The following is a 17,357-nucleotide window of genomic DNA, read 5'->3' on the forward strand; positions in this document are numbered from 1 at the left end:
AAAATCGATAGAAGCCTGAATTCCCCAATCTAAAATCTAAAATTTAAAACTCGTACTGAGCGAAGCCGAAGTATCTAAAATCGACTCAGTTCTCACCTTTTTGATAAAAGCTATAACCTCGTATATAGCTGTTCTAAAAAAAGTGAGGTATACCCAATGCCCAATCCCTCCGCTTCGCGCTCGCCCTGCGCGGGCCAATCCCTCCGCTTCGCGCTCGCCCAATGCCCTGCGCGGGCCAATCCCTCCGCTTCGCGCTCGCCCAATGCCCTATCCCGTATCCCATATAGTACCTCATATGAGAGCACAGAAAGGCTATAAATAGCAATATTTTAGGCACACCGCAATATTTGACAATGTTTTCCGTATCTTTACTTAAACTTTTAATACAATTAGTAATAAAAAAGACATTTTACTGATAGTGGCAAGGATTATTAAGTTTGTTTGACGCCTGCACTACTTTACATTAACTTTAAAATTGCGTGAATATTCTGAGGTAATTACAAAGAAATGGTAAAGATCTGTTGTGACTATTGCCAACGGCCAGCAACTTACGTTTATAGTTGTAGTGACTAATTTTTGACAGAGAAAGTTCCGACTTAGCAGCTAGCCAAAGCAAGCAGATTAAAAATTCCTTAATAAAACCACAAGTAGACTGAAAATAATTATTTAGTAGGAAAGCAGATCGCCTATCTTTCCGATTAAGTAGCTTTCTCTGTAAAAACAACCCAAATCAGCCGAATTTTTAAAATTCTGTCCCTCAAAAATCAGTTTGACAACTCTGAATCAGCATCAACAACCGTATTTCTATAATTTAAAGGAGCCCAGAAAGTGAATAACACATTTAACTTCTCAGAAGTGTTTGAAGATGGCAGCAAAGCGGCAATAATCGATCGCATCCAGCAGCTAGTTCCCCCAGGTTCCCCCGAACCGCAAAATCCGCAAATCCTAGCAACGCTACAAACTCTCACCGCACAACTAATCTGGGCCTATCAAGCCGACGGACAACTAGAAAGCGAACCTTTTAGCGATGTGCGCGATCGTACCATTAACCTGTACAGCCTCGCCTGCAGCAACAAAATCAAAGGAAAAACTATCCTCATCACCGGCGGAGAAGGATGCGTCGGGAGTTTTCTAATCGAAAAACTCCTCTCTCTAGGCGCAACTAACATCATTTCCGTAGACAAAGCCCGATGTCAAAACCCCGACGAAAATCTCCCGCACTTTAACAAAGAAGGCGCAGTAACTTTCTATGCCGCCGACATTCGCAACTTGCAGGCGCTCAAACACATATTTGAAGTAGAAAAACCGCACATTGTTTTTCACCTAGCAGCCCAGCGCCAGCCCGGATTAGCTGAAATCCAAATTCGAGAAACAGTTACAACCAGCCTGTTGGGATGCAAACACGTCATCCAACTTTCCGAAGAATACGGCGTAGAAGACTGCATCTTCTCTTCCACAGGCAAAACATCTCGATATTTTACAACCGAAATTTACGCCGCCTCCAAAAAATTTGCAGAATGGCAATTTGCCAAAGCAGCTCAAGAAGGAAAAGTCACTTACGGGATGGTTCGCTTTACTCATATGCTAGAAAATAGCTTGTTCTGTGAGCAAATGTCCAAGAAAGTACAGCAAAGTAAAACAGTCAACGTTCACGCCCCCCACCGCTACGTAACCGCTCAAAATCTAGTCGAAGCCGTACATTTGTTACTGAATTCGCTCGTGGTTTCCGTTCCGGGAAAACTGAAAATTGTCGCCGTCAGCAATCTCGGATGGCCGACAGAAACCTTGGAAGTCGCTTTGTATAAAATTCTTGAATCCGGCAAAAATTTGCCGATTTATTTTCAAGGACTTTTACCGGGATACGAAGAACCATTTTTCTTAGGACAATTTGACTGGAATAAACCTACAGACATTCATCTCCTAATTAATGTTCTGGAAGATCCTTTCAGAAGAGTTGACCAGGCTGGCGACATGGTGATTCTAGAACTAGCTCCTTTTTCTTTGTGCGTGTTAGATAAACAAGTGTCTAACCTGGAAAAAATAATTAGCGATCAGAATTTCCCAGAAGTGCAAATTAAGCCGGCTCTTGTCGCAGCGGAAAAAGAGGTAATTGCTTCTTCTTTTGCGTGGAGTTCCGCCGCAGAATTGCTGAAAATTTTGCAGTGGGGAGTCAATCCGAAAAAATTGCAAGGTTACGGAACAGAAGTCGCTGACTACAGCGAAATTATCCAACTCCTCCTGCAAGGAATGTACGGGAGGCTCAACCAAAAAGTTTTGAACTGTGCAGGAGTTAATGCTGATGAATTTGATCAATTAGTGGAAAGTCTTTCTGCGGTGGATTCTCTTGAAGCAGAAGTGGGATATTTGCGATCGATCTCCAAATGTATCAGACCATCTGCACTCCCGGCACAGTTCACTCAAAAAAAATCTGAACCTGTTCCTGTGCGGGAAGCGGCGTAATTGAAAAATAGTTGAGAGATTGCTTTGTCATTTTTAGTTGATTCAAAGCTGAACAACCCGAAACCCGGTTTCTTTGAGATACCGGGTTTTTCAAGTTTGGGTCTGTTTGAGGTTTAATTAAGTGATTTACTTAAAATGGTAAGAATCGACATGATATGATATCATGTTGGAGCGAACGATTGCAATCAAATTAGTTCGTGGCAAGGACTAAATTCCTCTCTTGGAACGGACTCGCATTCCTGACTACAAACCTAATAAGGGTGATGTTTTCGTATCTTATAAGTTAGATATAGCGGTTATCAAAAAAGTGAGGTAGGCCCTGTTTGGCCAATGCCCTGTTTGGCCAATGCCCTGTTTGGCCAATGCCCAATGTCGCATAGTACCTCATCTTTCGCTTGAAAAGCTATAGTGTCGATCGCTGAGTTGACTGAGGTTAAATTTGATGAAGTCAATTCAATGACCGCTGCAAATTAAATTAAATTAAGGTGCTAGAATTGTGGAAATAAATCAGCTACCGTTGCTATTTGTTGATGTTGTACTTTTGACGATCGCCCTAATCCTGCTAATTCCCGTTGCAGTTCTATTTCTAGAATGCAGTGCAGCTTTCCTGTCGAACCTCGCCCCCACAGACGAAACCAAAGAACCCCGCCCCAAAATAGCAGTTTTAATTCCCGCCTACAACGAAGCAGGAGGAATTGCCGCCACTATCTCCACCATTCTGCCGCAGCTAACACCTCAAGACCGCCTGTTAGTGATTGCTGACAACTGCACGGATGCTACGGCAGAAATCGCCCGCAAATGCGGTGCAACGGCGATCGAGCGCCATGACACAGAACGTAAGGGGAAGGGATACGCCCTGGATTTCGGCTTGCAGTCGATCGCCTCAGACCCTCCAGAAGTAGTCATTATGGTTGATGCAGACTGCATCTGCGAGCCAGATTCCATAGAAACATTAGCCCGCGTTTCAATGGCCAAACAAAGACCGGTGCAGGCCACATATTTAATGGAACAGCCGCCCGATCCTACCCCCAAAGATTCGATTTCAGCCTTAGCATTTCTCGTGAAAAACCTAGTCCGCCCCAGCGGATTAAAACAGCTAGGATTCCCGTCATTGCTAACAGGTACGGGCATGGCTTTTCCCTGGCTAATCATTCGAGAGGTTCCTTTAGCCAGCGGCAATATCGTGGAAGATATGCAAATGAGTTTGGATCTGGCGATCGCCGGACATCCAACCGTATTCTGCCCCGAAGCCAGAGTCACAGGGTGTTTGCCGCAGCAGGAGGAAGCAGCTAAAACTCAAAGAACCAGATGGGAACACGGACACATCCAGACGTTGCTAACTCAGACACCCAGGCTGGCGACAGCTTCGATCGAGCAACAGCGTTTTGACTTAATGGCGATCGCCCTCGACTTATCCGTCCCTCCTCTATCGCTTTTAGTTGCTCTTTGGCTAGCCGCTTTTGTCGCCTCTATAGTAGCAGCGATTATCGGAGCATCCGCGATTCCTGCCATCTTGTTAGGAGTACAAGGACTACTAATTTTAGTTGCAATTGTCAGCGCTTGGGGAAAATTTGGCCGTGCCGACATTTCCGGCGCAACTCTATTATCCGTACCGTTTTATATCCTGTGGAAAATTCCTTTGTATCTGGGTTTTCTGCTGAAGCGGCAAACTAATTGGGTGCGAACAGAACGCGATGTTTAGTATTCGGTAGGGTGCGTCAGCCAGATGCTCGATCTAACTCAAACAGCTTTTTTCGGGGACACCCTACGATGAATAAACCGATCGGGAAAAACTATACTTTTACAAATTTTCTTGATGACGGATTTACCTTAAATAAATGGCTGCCCAAAAACTCGCTCGAGAAAACCAAATATTTCGATGGGGAGTAAGAAGCGGTTGACATACAGCGTATTCCCTGTAGGTAGAATACGCTGTATGAATCTGCTGGTAGAAAATAAAAACAAAAAAAATCTGAAGCTGGAAAATTCCAACTTCAGACTTTTACTAACTCCCCGGGTAGGATTTGAACCTACGACCAATCGGTTACACTTATCCCAACGTTTCCGAAGGGCGCGGACTATTTCATCATCCCTAAAACGCAGACTTATCATCTGTCGCGGGATGTCGGGCGCTGTGAGATTTATTGGTTAGGCTCCTCATCTCTAGTCTCTGCACCTTTCCGGCTACTTGCGATCGAAACCGCTGCCTTTCGCCAGACTTGGCTCAAGATTGCCGCCACCCGAAGTGCTGCGGTTTCCTTGAATTCACCCGATTTTTCAGTACCCGTTACCGGATAAAGCTGCTATGTCACTAGGGCTTTTGGTTGATGCCAAAGGCTTGCATTCATTACAGCCGATCGCTCTGCCACTGAGCTACCGAGGATTGCGTGGTTTTTGTCATCCACAATTACTAATAGTAGCTGAACCTATTCGATTTGGCAAGGCCTTTTGCAAAGTTTTTTTTTCTCATGCAGCAAGCGGGTTTGGGACGCTAATGCAGCCCCATTCTCATTCTGGCGAGGCGCTGCTGCGATTCTGGATCGAGGGAATTGGCCAGAAAGCGACTGGAATTGTGTTTGCGAGATTTGTGCTGGCGCTCGCTGCGGCGGGCGGTGGATTCTACGTCAGCCGCTAGTTGTTGGGCGGACATCCATTCGGCACCGTAGCCGACTACGGTTAATTGCTGGGCTCTGTCAGAGGTGGCGACAATCATTCGGCTTTTGCCTTTGACCGATCGCAACTCGTAGCGCAAATTAGCACAAGACTTTTCAATATAAGTATCTGCTGTCTGACCGAAGTCAGTGTAGTGCACAGATAAATTTTTAGTAATAATTTCTTTAACGCTGGGAGTGTTTCGATACTGAGCGTCAAACACGAGTCTAGCTTCAAAATCTTGTACGGCGCTGTAGTTAACCAAAGCCTCAATCAACTCGCGGCGGGCTGTTTCGAGTTCGTCGCGATCGCGCTTCTCTCGGAGTCGAGGCCAAAGTCCAATTATGTTATAGCCATCTACAAGTAACACTGCTTGCGATATATACGGTGACATGGTTCAAGGCTGAAGATCTCCAGCAGATAGAGGACATTATTTGCATTGTTCATCAAAGCTTTTGTTGCATTTTATTACACAATGATGTTCGATCGCTAGCTGCAATGTTCCCAGCAAAAACTCAACCCCCCAAATCCCTAGGGTTTTGGAGGGTAAGATTTTAGATTGAAGATTTCGGCGATTGTGTCGCGCGATCGAGCAATTTTCCAGCTTATTCGACAGATTCCACAGATACGGGCGATGGCTTACGCCCCGCTTCGCTACGAACAACAGTCGGCAGAGATATCTTTTCAACCGCAGGAGTACAGCCGAGCCACTGCACCGACAAATCCGCAAACTGCTCAGGAAGCCCGCTCACGCAAAAACGAGTCGGCCGCGCAGTACCAGAATTCCGCAGCCCCAAAACCTCCAACTCTCTAGCAGCAGCAGCCACAACCCGCACCGCCGGATCGATTAAATTCACCCCAACAGGCAAAAGCGATCGCACCACAGGAGCCAACAGCGGATAATGAGTGCAGCCGTAAATCAGCGTATCGATGCGCTGCTGAATCAAAGGAGCCAAATATTCACGAGCCACCTCATAAGTATAAGGATCGTGAATCCGGTTTTGCTCCACCAGCGGCACAAAAGCCGGACAGCTAACCTGCCATACCCGACAATCCGCATCCATTTCCAAAATCGCATTTCGATAAGCATTGCTAGCAGCCGTAGCCGGAGTTGAGATCACCCCGATCCGCTTGCCTTGCTGCACCGCAGCCTGCGCCCCCGGCAGAATTACTCCCAGCACCGGAATATCAAACTCAGCCTGTACCATTTCCATCGCCAAAGCAGAACTGGTGTTGCAGGCCATAATCACCATTTTCACATCCTGCTCCACCAGCCAGGCCATAATTTCCCGGACAAAATGCACAATTTCCGAAGCTGCGCGAGTCCCGTAAGGAAGCCTCGCCGTATCTCCAAAATAAAGTATAGATTCGTTGGGCAATTGTTCGTATAACTGCGTCAAAACAGTCAAACCGCCCACACCGCTGTCAAAAATACCGATTCTTTTTTGTCCAGAGTTGTCTGTTGTCATTTGTTAATAGTTAGTTGTCTGTTGGCAGTTGGTAGTAGTCAGTTGGTAGTTGGCAGTTGGCAGTTGGTAGTTGGCAGTTGGCAGTTGGTAGTTGGCAGTTGGCAGTAGTCAGTTGGCAGTAGTCAGTTGGTAGTTGGCAGTAGTCAGTTGGTAGTTAACAGTCAACAGCTAACAATTCCCTAATGACTAATGATTACTGACTAATGACTAATGACTAATGACTAATGACCACTGACTAATGACTACTGACCACTGACTACTGACTACTGCCAACTGACCACTGACTACTAACCATTATCTTTGTTGAAGATAAACTAAAATGCCGCGAGCGATCGAAGCAGCCATTTGACTGCGATAAGCTGGGTCAGAAAGTCTAGCAGCATCCTCAGCACCCGTGACAAAACCGACTTCCACCAAAACAGAAGGCATAGAACTCTTCCTCAAAACATAAAATCTTGCCTGTCGCACCCGGCGGTCAGTCGCCCCCGTTCCGTCCAAAATACTGGCGTGAATCACCCGGGCTAAATCTTTCCCGCTATCAAAATAATAAGTCTCAATCCCGCTAATATCTGGCCGGCTCATATTGATCGAATTAGCGTGAATGCTGACAAACAAAGTAGCATTCACCCGTTCCCCCAAAGAAACTCTCGGTTCCAGGTCGATTTCGCTGTCGTCAGTCCGAGTCATCACCGCCTGCACGCCCTGCTGTTCCAGCAGCCTCGCCACCTGATACGAGATATCTAAAACAATCTCCTTCTCCTGAATGCCACCAATCCCGACTGCACCTGGATCGCGGCCGCCGTGCCCCGCATCGATCGCCACCACGACGCGGCGGTTGGATTGGGGCAAATCCCCCGATCCGATCGTCCTTTTCGGTAATGGCTGCGGATTTGGATCGCGAGTCAAAGGCGGCGGGGCGCTAGCATTGGACGATCGCAACTGCAAAGACAGCAACTGCTGGCCCGGTCTCGTCACCCTGCCTACCTCTACCCCCGATCGTGGCTGCACCCAAATCACCACAGTCTCCGCGTCTTCCTGACTCGCAGTAAACGATACAGGACTGTTGGCATTCAACTGAGGAATTTGCCCCGTCAGGGAACTAGAAGCGATCCTGAGCCAGTAAGACCTCGACGACTGGTCCCACCCGCTGGTATAGGAGACTTGGCGGTCAGTTCTCACCACCAGTTGCGTGTCATTATCGGCTAAGTCGATCGACAGAACTCTTGCTAAAGCCGCTCGCTCTGGTCTTCCAACAGCTACGGGCTGGGAGCGGCTGAGGATTGGCGCAATCGTACCCCCCGGCGACAGCACAACCGAGCCGGAATTGTTCACAGACGCGCGCCACTGAGTATTAGAAGCCTTCAGCCGCAAAGTCACGCGGGTAACGGGCGGGTCTGTTGGCAGTTGCCGGACTTCAACCCTCTCGACACCGAGCTGGCCGTTAGTTTGAGGCTGTTGGCCGCCCGCGCCCGGAGCTAAAGTAGCTCCTTCAATATCCAGGGTAGCGATGTCTCCGGCGCGACTTTGTTCAAAATTAATTTGGGGGCGGCCGCCAGCAGTGCGGACTAAAAAACCGTCTGCTGTCAGTTGAACGTTCTGAACTACGGTTTCTTCTGCAGACTGGGGCTCGCCTGCTGAAGGTTCAACCGATAACCTTTCTCCCCCGGGTTCGGAAATGGGATTTTGACTTTGGCCGCGCGTCGGTGCGGGTAAATCTACTGTCCACTCGCTGGCAGAAATCCCCCGGAATTTTACTTGTTGGGGGTCTAAAGTAAACCCGTCTTTGAGTTCGACTACAATTCTGGTTGTGTCGTTGTCAAACTGTCCTGCCCGCACCGATTCGATCGCCCCTGAGAGCTGTTTGTTGACTGAGGGACGGCCTAGACTCGTTCCCGGCAAATCGATTACCAAGCGCGTCGGGTTGAAAATCAGTTGAGCCTTGGGTTGCACTCCCCCCTCTGTTCTAATGTAGAGCCGGTTCTCTGAAGCATCAAACCGCCAAGATTGCAGTCGGGCTGCTTCGGCGGCTCCGGCGAGCAAAAATACACTTAAGAAACTCGGTAGTAGCCAGTGGAATTTCACGACAGTTTTTTCCTCGTTTGCGTTACTACTAAAAGCTGGAAGGGTGCTGTTTGCCCGATCGGCTTTCAGCAGTTAGCCGCCGCCAGCCGACCAGGGATGTCCGGGCCGTCAGTTGTTGGCCAAATTGACTTTTTTAGCCGTTAATAGGCAGCCCAATGCCAAATTCTGGCATTTTTTTACTTTCCAGCAGACTTGGGGGCGATCGGTTATAAGCTGACTGAGAAATTGTTGGCACAAGGGAAGGTATTTATAGAAGAAGGAATAATTAACAAGACCCAAGGAATAATTAAGAAAACCCAGGCTTTCAGTAATTTTAAACGTCCTAACCGTCTGGCGCTGTTGCTATATTTTTATCAACAATCAACCAGGTTTTTCCTGAATTTATCACAAGTTAGAATGGAGATTTTTACGGTTTTTCTTAGGAGCGATTTCTTCGGTCTTTCATAGGGGCACAGTTCGTTAAAGCCAGGGTAGTAATCCCTTTGATAGTTGCGTTTTGTTCTAACTTTTAATCAAGCACTCTGACTAATTAACAACCTACCTCGGGAACAATCAGGATTTCCCAGATTTAAGTTACTTTTGAATACATGAAGATGTTAGTTTCATGGAAAGGAGCATATCCTTTTGCGAAAGTTTTTCCCCTGACTGTTTGACAGTTAAATACAACTACATGGCGGCACCGATATCTGGTTTTTCTTGATTTTTTATAGTAAGGGATTTTGGGTGCTTCTGGAAATTTAGTTTGGCGATCGCCCGCGCCATACCCGGTGACATTATGATAGCTAATCCATGCTTTTTGCAGTAACTGGAGAGTGTTTTGTGTCACCAGGGCGGGCAATGCTTTGTCACCGATACTCTTCGATCGCGGACGATCGACCGTCAGAGCATTGATTGGTTGACGGGGGAAAAAGTTTTGACGGTAGATATAGTTATCGCAGTTGTGATTTTTGGACTGGAAAAACTGTCGGTCGGCTTCTGGATAAAACCTGTGATTTGGTTTGATGACCTGCCTTTCGACTAACTGCATAACTTGTATATAATACTACCAGTTAGAGAAGATACACGATCGCGACGATTGTGTCAATGCCTCAGTTTCCCCAAAGGCGATCGTCAATAAAACAGTCTGGGACGCATCAGTACCTTCAAACCTTAGTTTTAGCCCTAGACGCAGCAGTGATGAGAAACCTGGTTTCACAGGCAAAAATACTGCATCTAGACCTTTAATCCCGATAAAAACCCGGTTTCTGTGGTGTTGATGCCTAAGTCCTTAACTTTTTACCGGCTCTAGGGACTACAGCGGAGGTATGTTCGTAAAAATACCATGAGTGGTGAGAAACCGGGTTTTTTGATGAACTCCTATCGCGTGCGATCAATTAGCAGCACTACCAAGGGATCGCGCGATCATCGCGAACCATTTTTGCTATGTTAATCGATCGGACGCAAGATCGCAGAAAGACCGAGACTTGCTTTCCGGTAAGAGTCGCCCCTTGCCTAAAAAGTTGTTGAGGTTAGTTCCAGAGTTGTGTAAAGTCATTTCACCGGGTGCGATCGACTTGTGACAAGCTGATTCTCGATCCTGGATATCGATACCTGCAAATAATGTTGGTTAATTAGCAACGCACCGCCCCCTATCTAAATTAACTGTGTTGCAAAGATCGATCGCCACGGGCGGCAAAATTCCGGCCCATCCAGTCCAAAATTGCTTGATTTACTTGTTCCGGGCATTCATCCTGGGGACAGTGGCCAGCATTATCTAATTCAACTAGCTCTACACAACTCGGATTGCATTCGACAAATTGGTGGGGTTTGGCGAAGCGAGGCGGAATCATCCGGTCTTGTTTTCCCCAAATTAACAGCATCGGGATTGTTAAATTTCGCAACACAGTCTTGACACCAGGGCCGCATTTTGCACTACCTACAGCTTTAAATAAAGCACAGAAGGCGCGGGCGGCTCCCCGATCGCCCGCAGGCCCTGCTAGAATTTCAACTAATTCGTCGCTAACAGCTCCGGGGTTGGCGTAGGCAAAGGCAACCCAGCGACGGACGATGGCAGGCTTGCGAGCTAAAGAAAACAAAGGCCTGAGTACGATCGGAGAAACAAATAAATTTTCTATAGATTCGATCGCCGGTAACAGCCATCCGGGCACCGCCTCGGCTCGCACAGATGGGTCTGGGAGGCTGATCGCCACCGTGCCGGCCACCATGTCCGGGTGAGCGGCCGCCGCGGCCAGACAAATCAGCGAGCCGATCGAATTTCCTGCCAATATGACCGGCTCTCTGATAAAAGTCAGCCAAAAATCGTAAACTTGATCGACCCACAAAGACACGTCGTAGTCGATGGGAGCTTTTTGGGAAGCGCCAAAACCCAACAAATCTAAGGCGTAAACCGTGTGATTTTCGGCTAGTGGAGCGAGATTTTGCCGCCAGTGGCCGATCGAAGCTCCAAACCCGTGCAGTAAAATAATCGGTGTTCTTGATGTGGTGGAGGCGATGGGTTCGGCTGCAGAGTCTTGAAATTCGATCGCCCCTGGATTTCGCCCCAAAGCCGGCCGCAAATAAGTGTATCGAGTTTGCCAACCCCGCCACACCCAGTCTCGTTGAGTGCCCACCCGTTGGTGCCAGTGTAGAGAATTTGTCAATTTTGCCTCAGCTCGCAACATAAATTTACACTTGGTTATACCTATTGTACAAGGCAAATCAGGGGAATTGGGGACTGGTAACACCCGTTGCCACGGGGTCAAAAAAGCCGTTTTACCTCATCCTTAAGGATTTACCGGGCATTTTTTACGGTTTGGCGCTCAGTCTGGTATGGGAACGGACGATATAGTATGAAGTTAAAATAAAACTACGCAGAAACTCAGCGAGAGTGAGTAGAATAGCAAGTATTGTAAGAATTCATTTACGATTCGGTTCAAGTATGCCCTAACGACGAAGCTGAAGGCATACAGGGCGCGGTAGTACGTCCGGTAAGGGTAACAGCTTGCCAAATAGCTCGATCGGAAAAAGTGAAATATTGACCGGTCAAGCCTGTAACTATCAAGAAACTTCGCTATTAAACTACTGCTTGTAAAAACATTCATGCCTGTGATTGAAAGAAGACAAAATCGCAACCTACCCCAGATCAACGAAAACATTCGATACCCCACAATCCGGGTGATCGATACCGACGGCGGCCAACTAGGGATATTGACACCCGCAGAAGCGCTCCGTCTGGCAGAAGAAAAAGAACTCGACCTGGTACTTGTCAGCGACAAAGCTGACCCGCCCGTATGCCGGGTAATGGACTACGGGAAGTACAAGTTCGAGCAGGAAAAGAAAGCGCGAGAAGCCAAGCGGAAGCAGCACACTGCCGATGTCAAGGAAGTGAAGATGCGCTACAAAATTGAAGAACACGACTACCAAGTGCGCCTCAAGCTAGCAGACCGCTTTATCAAATCTGGAGATAAAGTAAAAGCCACGATCATGTTCAGAGGTCGGGAAATCCAACACAGCAACCTAGCAGAGGACTTGCTCAAGCGCATGGCCACAGATTTGCAGGAAATCGCCGAAGTGCAGCAAGCCCCGAAAAAGGAAGGGCGCAGTATGATGATGCTGCTGTCTCCCAAAAAACAGTAATAGGGCGATCGGTCATCAGTAGACCTATGCCATTGTTCAGCAGGCATCGAGCCTGCTCTTTACAAGCTTGGCTCTCGTGTCCGGTCGATTTACAAACATAAGATTGGTTCGTAGTGCGGACACTGACTGACGCAACCCAATAGCGGACACTGACTGACGCACTACGAACCGTTTTTGTGACGCAAATCGATCAGACAGGATCTGAGAGCAAAAGTCCAGTCATCAGTCAAGAGTCAAAGATTGGTGACGGTGGATTAATCGCTCCGCCCCAAAACCGATAGAAGTTTGCCACAGGAGTCGCGGACGCGCCAAAACAAAAATTTTAGACTCCTGTACTCGCTCTCACATTCACCGAGCCGCAAGTAAATCTAAAATCGAAAATCGAAATATTAACGCACCAGAAATGGAAAATTTTCAAATGGGCGCGATCGCCAGAGCAAGACAGGGAGTGCTGCGATCGCTCAACTTGCGATCGGAAGAATTAGAGCGAACCTTACTGATGTTCCTCGTCTACACTCTAACCTCCGTCGGGCTGATCTGGCTGGAATTGAGCACGGTAGGTTTGTTTTTAGACGAATTCGGTGCAGAAAAACTACCCTGGATTTATATAGCCAGCGCCTTTATCGGTTCGAGTCTGGGCTTTGTCTACTCGTGGATGCAAAAAATCCTGCCGCTGAGGCGCACCGTCGTAGTTGTGATGGCAATGATGTCGGTACCGCTATTTTTGTTTCGATTCGGCATCGGCTACGAAAATACTAAGATAGCTGGCATCAGCATCGCTTTTATTACTATTTTTTTGATGTGGCTGTGGGTGGAAGCTTGCTATGTCCTCAACGACCTCAATACTTCTATCACTTCCAATCAACTTTTTAACATTCGAGAAATCAAGCGCACCTATCCGTTAGTCAGCAGCGGCTATCTAGTGGCTGGAGTAGTCAGCGGATTTTCTCTGCCAGTCTTGCTCTACGTAGTCAAACTCAAAAACGTTACCCTAATATCCGGGTTGATGGTGGCGGCAGGCTCGTTGCTGCTGTACTACCTCACGGAAAAATATAGCCAAGCATTCCCGGAAACTGCTCGGTGGACAGATGACGACGACGAAGACGACCAACAAGAATTTACCGCCCGCAAAGTTACTGGGCCTCTGCAAAAATACGCGATACCTCTAGTCAGTTTCTTCGTGCTGGCAGAAGTCGTCTACGTGCTGGTAGATTTTCAATTTTATAGCCAGTTAGAATACCAAAACCCGGGAGACGGAGCGAGCGGAGCTAGTTCGATTGCTAGCTTCCTGGGCATTTACGAAGGTATACAAGGTCTGTTTCAAGTGGCGACTCAGTGGTTTGCTTCCAGCCGCTTGGTAGAACGAATCGGTGTATTCGTGACGGCGATGATTTTGCCGGCGGGTATCGCTATTCTTGGGGTGCTGACTTTAGGAGCGTCCCTAGGCCAGCTAGTATCTGTGTTTATCGGGCTGATATTGCTGAGGTTTTTAGACGAACTGCTGCACTACACGCTGCTGGAAACTGTGAGTCCGGTTTTATTTCAACCGATTCCTGACAATATTCGATCGGGCATTCAAACTCTGGTCAACGGTGTGGGCGAACCTTTGTCCTGCGGAGCTACAGGAGTAGTTATCCTGGGGATGCTGTGGGTGACAGACAAGATACTCCCCCACGAAACCGAAAGCGCATTTCACGACCTGCAAAGCTTGGTATTCATCGGTACGATCGTAGTTTTGGCGCTGGTGTGGGTATTTGTGGTGTGGCTGATCCGCTCTCAATACGTAGGGCTGTTGGTCAAAAGTGCCGAACGCGGGCGCTTGGGCGTGACAGACGTTGACCTCAAGGCTCTCAAGCGCGCAGTGGTGGAAACTCTAGAACAGCCGGGGGGCGAAGATGAAAAGCGCTCTTGTATAGAACTGCTGACCCAAATTGACCCCAAAAATGTCGGAGAAGTTCTCGCACCTATTCTGGATTCGCTTTCGCCACTTTTGCAGCGCCAGAGCTTGGAAACTATGCTGCAACACCCGAACCCCGCATATTTAGAATTTGTCCGCGCACTCTCGCAACAACCATTGCCGCCGGAGGTGCTGGCTTTGGCTTTGCGCTACATCTGGCTGACGGAGGCTGAACCGAATATTGACAGTTTGCGGCCTTATTTGCAGCAGAATGTCGATCCGGTGGTGCGGGGTACGGCGGCTGCTTTAATTATGAGAAGGGGCGATCGCCAGCAAAAAGCAGAGGCTACTAACACGCTGCGCCAAATGCTGACGCACAAGCTGGAACGAGAACGGGTGATGGGGACGCGGGCTCTGGGAGAGGCTGATTATTTGCAAGGACTGCGGCTGTACATCCCCAATCTTTTGCAAGATGAATCTCTGCGAGTTCGCTGCGCTCTGTTAGACGTGATTTCGTCTACTCATTCGGAAGAATATTATCCTTCGCTGCTGCGGGGACTAGGTTACAAATCGACTAGAGAAGCGGCTTTGCAGGCTATAGTCAAACTTCACAACGATGCGATTCCTTTGCTGGTGTATTTGGCTGAGGATATCCACAAGCCGGATTTGGTCAGGTTGCAAGCTTGGACGGCTTTGGGTCAAATTGGGACTGTTGAGGCGATCGACATTTTGGTCAGCAATTTGATGACGGCTTGGGGAACTACGAGGCGCAACATCCTCCGCATCCTGTTGAAAATGCCTTCGGAAGCGGGGATAGAAGGGGTTCTAGACCGCATCGGCCGCAGCGGCTTGGAAACTCTCATCGAACAGGAGTTGATGTTTATCGGTCAAATTTATGCGGGTCTGGTAGATTTGTCTGGGGTAACGACCTATGACAATTTTTCCGATCGAGATCCTAACACCGCCGAGGTACCTGCGAACGATACGGCTCAATTGTTGCAGCGGGCTCTGGCGGGGTTGGAAGCTGATGCTAAGGATCGGTGTTTTTTGTTGATGAAGTTTCTTTATCCGCTGGACACGGTACAAGCTGCTGCTTTCAACATCGCTTCGGGCCAACCTTCTCTGGTGGCTAGGGGATTGGAAATTCTTGACAATACTGTGGATATAGTTAGGAAGCGATCGCTGATCAATTTGTTGGATCAGCACTCGGAAAGAGAAAAGTTGACCAATCTCTCTGAATTGATGGTTTACAAACCTCTAACTCCTAGCGATCGTTTGCGCCGCTTGCTAGAATTGCGCCACTTCCTTTCGGATTGGGCCTTGGCTTGCTGCTTTCATTTGGCGAAGGAGGCGCGCTGGAGTCTGACGGCTCAACAAACTCTCGTGTGTCTGCAACACCCGACGGGTTTTGTTCGCGAAGCAGTGTTAGCCTATTTGAAAATAGCTTCGCCGCGAGCTTTGCTCGAATTGTTGCCGAGGCTGCAAAATGACCCCGATCGTTTGGTATTCGCTCAAGTTGAAGAGATGATGGCAGAGTTAGGTGTTGGGGGGAAAAGGTAACATTAGTTAGTTGTTAGTTGTTAGTTGTTAGTTGTCAGTTGTCAGTTGTTAGTTGTTAGTTGTCAGTTGTCAGTTGTCAGTTGTTAGTTGTTAGTTGTTAGTTGTTAGTTGTCAGTTGTTAGTTGTCAGCCAACAGCCAACAGTCAACAGCCAACAGTCAACAGCCAACAGCCAACAGTTTTTATTCCCCCTGACCCTGTTTAAGTTTAAATCAATCACTGCATCGCATTATGCTAACTAGCGTCGAACGCCTATTGTTTGTCAGGGAAGTTCCGATCTTTAAGGAACTGCGAGATGATTTTCTTGTGCGTCTAGCATCGGTAATGGATGAACTTTCGTTCCCTTCCAAGCACAGGATTTTTACAGAAGGACAGGAAGGTCGATCGCTCTATATTTTGGTATCGGGAACGGTGCGGGTGCATATAGGCGATCGCGATTTGGCACAGTTGAAGGCGGGGGCTTGTTTCGGGGAAATGTCGCTGTTTGATGCGGAACCTCGATCGGCTTCTATTTCTACTCTGGAACAATCGGAGTGTTTGATGTTGACTCAAATGCAGCTTTATGATGCGATCGATGAAACGCCGGGAATTGCTGTTAATATTATTCGCTTGCTTTCGCGCCGGATTCGTGAATTGAATATAAAGTTGAATGCTAAAGAGGTGATTTTGTCGCCAGAGACTACTAGAGTTGCTGAAATGCGATAAAGTTTGGGAATCAGTCAGTAGTTAGTAGTCAGTTGTTAGTTGTTAGTAGTCAGTTATCAGTTGTTAGTTGGTAGGGGCGGTGGATGGTGCGTGCCCGCCCTCTTAGTAGTCAGTTTTCATTGGGGATTGGGAATTGGAAATTGGAAATTGGGCACAATTTATGTTTTGTAAAGCACCATGAAAGGATGAGTGCTGGTTTGGATTATATACTGATTTGTATCATAAGTTGTTGGCTAAACCCGCCCGTACAAATCTTCCTCATTCCTTATTCATTCTTCCTTATTTCTGCTTCCTTCTTCCCTCTTCCTTATTCCTTATTCATTCTTCTTTATTTCTGCTTCCTTCTTCCGACGGACTTACATCCTTTACATCCGTTACATCCGTTACATCCGTTACATAATCCGTTGCCGAACTTCCCCTCTTCCTTCTTCCTTCTTTTAGCAAACAATTAAAAACCCGGTTTCTGAAAAAACCGGGTTATTTAAATCGATGGTGAAGCGCGATTTGCTATCTAGACTATGCGGAAAATAAAAGGATAGCGGTAAGGTTGGTTGGGATTTTGCAAAATGTGGAGGATGGCCATGATTGTTAGTCCCCAATGAATTGCGAAACCTATCAAGCCTGCTAAGCCAAGTGTCACAAAAGATAGTGGAACCAAAATCAGACCGTACAACCATACATTCAGGTGAAAATTGATCGATTCTGTGGCGTTTTCTTTGACAACGGGGTCATCTGATACTAACAATACTGCGATCGGCGCTCCGATCGAGAACACTAACGTACTGAAAAAAATTGCCCCGTGACACACGAGTGATAGCAGCTTGCGCTTGTCGGAGTCGTACATATTACTTGTATTTCCTTGACTTTACTGATAATTTTACCTTCTATAGCAACTCTAGCACAGGCTATAATGGCGAT

General features: G+C 47.6%; 12 protein-coding genes. 5 read left to right on the forward strand and 7 right to left on the reverse strand.

The genetic code is table 11. The features are described 5' to 3' along the window. Positions 1 to 828 precede the first annotated feature (828 nt). Both QT998_RS09955 and QT998_RS09960 read left to right on the forward strand, forming a co-directional pair. On the forward strand, positions 829 to 2,460 hold the full coding sequence (locus QT998_RS09955; protein ID WP_333114399.1) for a polysaccharide biosynthesis protein: 1,632 nt from the start codon (positions 829 to 831) through the stop codon (positions 2,458 to 2,460). A 496-nt stretch (positions 2,461 to 2,956) separates the two neighbouring features. Further along, positions 2,957 to 4,162 (forward strand): glycosyltransferase family 2 protein, encoded by a 1,206-nt coding sequence (locus tag QT998_RS09960; RefSeq protein ID WP_333114402.1) that lies wholly within the window; start codon positions 2,957 to 2,959, stop codon positions 4,160 to 4,162. A gap of 789 nt (positions 4,163 to 4,951) precedes the next feature. On the opposite strand, the gene QT998_RS09965 is transcribed toward QT998_RS09960, so the two are convergent. The 5 genes from QT998_RS09965 to QT998_RS09985 all read right to left on the reverse strand — a co-directional run bounded on the left by QT998_RS09965 (position 4,952) and on the right by QT998_RS09985 (position 11,323). Continuing rightward, the gene (locus QT998_RS09965; protein ID WP_194008536.1) at positions 4,952 to 5,506 is read right to left on the reverse strand and encodes an NYN domain-containing protein; all 555 of its coding nucleotides are present in this window, start codon (positions 5,504 to 5,506) and stop codon (positions 4,952 to 4,954) included. A 211-nt stretch (positions 5,507 to 5,717) separates the two neighbouring features. Continuing rightward, positions 5,718 to 6,581, reverse strand: a complete 864-nt coding sequence (murI, locus tag QT998_RS09970; protein ID WP_333114404.1) for a glutamate racemase — start codon at positions 6,579 to 6,581, stop codon at positions 5,718 to 5,720. 294 nt (positions 6,582 to 6,875) lie between these two features. Continuing rightward, the gene (locus tag QT998_RS09975) at positions 6,876 to 8,663 is read right to left on the reverse strand and encodes an N-acetylmuramoyl-L-alanine amidase (protein WP_333114407.1); all 1,788 of its coding nucleotides are present in this window, start codon (positions 8,661 to 8,663) and stop codon (positions 6,876 to 6,878) included. A gap of 568 nt (positions 8,664 to 9,231) precedes the next feature. After that, positions 9,232 to 9,690: a hypothetical protein gene (locus QT998_RS09980; protein ID WP_333087025.1), complete on the reverse strand. Its 459-nt coding sequence runs from the start codon at positions 9,688 to 9,690 to the stop codon at positions 9,232 to 9,234. A gap of 610 nt (positions 9,691 to 10,300) precedes the next feature. Further along, positions 10,301 to 11,323 carry an alpha/beta fold hydrolase gene (locus tag QT998_RS09985; protein WP_333114410.1) on the reverse strand — a complete coding sequence of 341 codons (1,023 nt, stop codon included), beginning with the start codon at positions 11,321 to 11,323 and terminating at the stop codon, positions 10,301 to 10,303. Positions 11,324 to 11,741: 418 nt separating this feature from the next. On the opposite strand from QT998_RS09985, the gene infC reads away from it, so the two are divergent. The 3 genes from infC (at position 11,742) to QT998_RS10000 (ending at position 16,439) form a co-directional block, all read left to right on the forward strand. Beyond that, on the forward strand, positions 11,742 to 12,278 hold the full coding sequence (infC, locus tag QT998_RS09990) for a translation initiation factor IF-3 (protein ID WP_194008541.1): 537 nt from the start codon (positions 11,742 to 11,744) through the stop codon (positions 12,276 to 12,278). Positions 12,279 to 12,681: 403 nt separating this feature from the next. Further along, positions 12,682 to 15,735: a HEAT repeat domain-containing protein gene (locus tag QT998_RS09995; RefSeq protein ID WP_333087022.1), complete on the forward strand. Its 3,054-nt coding sequence runs from the start codon at positions 12,682 to 12,684 to the stop codon at positions 15,733 to 15,735. A gap of 230 nt (positions 15,736 to 15,965) precedes the next feature. Further along, entirely contained in the window at positions 15,966 to 16,439 is a 474-nt protein-coding gene (locus QT998_RS10000) for a Crp/Fnr family transcriptional regulator (RefSeq protein ID WP_333087021.1), read from the forward strand. 318 nt (positions 16,440 to 16,757) lie between these two features. On the opposite strand, the gene QT998_RS10005 is transcribed toward QT998_RS10000, so the two are convergent. Together QT998_RS10005 and QT998_RS10010 are read right to left on the reverse strand one after the other, a co-directional pair. Continuing rightward, positions 16,758 to 16,883 carry a hypothetical protein gene (locus QT998_RS10005; protein ID WP_333087019.1) on the reverse strand — a complete coding sequence of 42 codons (126 nt, stop codon included), beginning with the start codon at positions 16,881 to 16,883 and terminating at the stop codon, positions 16,758 to 16,760. 67 nt (positions 16,884 to 16,950) lie between these two features. Next, the gene (locus QT998_RS10010; protein ID WP_333087018.1) at positions 16,951 to 17,283 is read right to left on the reverse strand and encodes a DUF4870 domain-containing protein; all 333 of its coding nucleotides are present in this window, start codon (positions 17,281 to 17,283) and stop codon (positions 16,951 to 16,953) included. Positions 17,284 to 17,357: the final 74 nt, after the last annotated feature.

The organism is Microcoleus sp. S1D4 (assembly GCF_036700765.1).
Classification (GTDB): Bacteria; Cyanobacteriota; Cyanobacteriia; order Cyanobacteriales; family Microcoleaceae; genus Microcoleus.

Excerpts from the sequence above, each read along its gene's own strand:
- QT998_RS09965 (WP_194008536.1), bottom strand. The coding sequence starts at position 5,506 with ATGTCACCGTATATATCGCAAGCAGTGTTACTTGTAGATGGCTATAAC.
- murI (WP_333114404.1), bottom strand. The coding sequence starts at position 6,581 with ATGACAACAGACAACTCTGGACAAAAAAGAATCGGTATTTTTGACAGC.
- QT998_RS09980 (WP_333087025.1), bottom strand. The coding sequence starts at position 9,690 with ATGCAGTTAGTCGAAAGGCAGGTCATCAAACCAAATCACAGGTTTTAT.
- QT998_RS09985 (WP_333114410.1), bottom strand. The coding sequence starts at position 11,323 with ATGTTGCGAGCTGAGGCAAAATTGACAAATTCTCTACACTGGCACCAA.
- infC (WP_194008541.1), top strand. The coding sequence starts at position 11,742 with ATGCCTGTGATTGAAAGAAGACAAAATCGCAACCTACCCCAGATCAAC.
- QT998_RS09995 (WP_333087022.1), top strand. The coding sequence starts at position 12,682 with ATGGAAAATTTTCAAATGGGCGCGATCGCCAGAGCAAGACAGGGAGTG.
- QT998_RS10000 (WP_333087021.1), top strand. The coding sequence starts at position 15,966 with ATGCTAACTAGCGTCGAACGCCTATTGTTTGTCAGGGAAGTTCCGATC.
- QT998_RS10010 (WP_333087018.1), bottom strand. The coding sequence starts at position 17,283 with ATGTACGACTCCGACAAGCGCAAGCTGCTATCACTCGTGTGTCACGGG.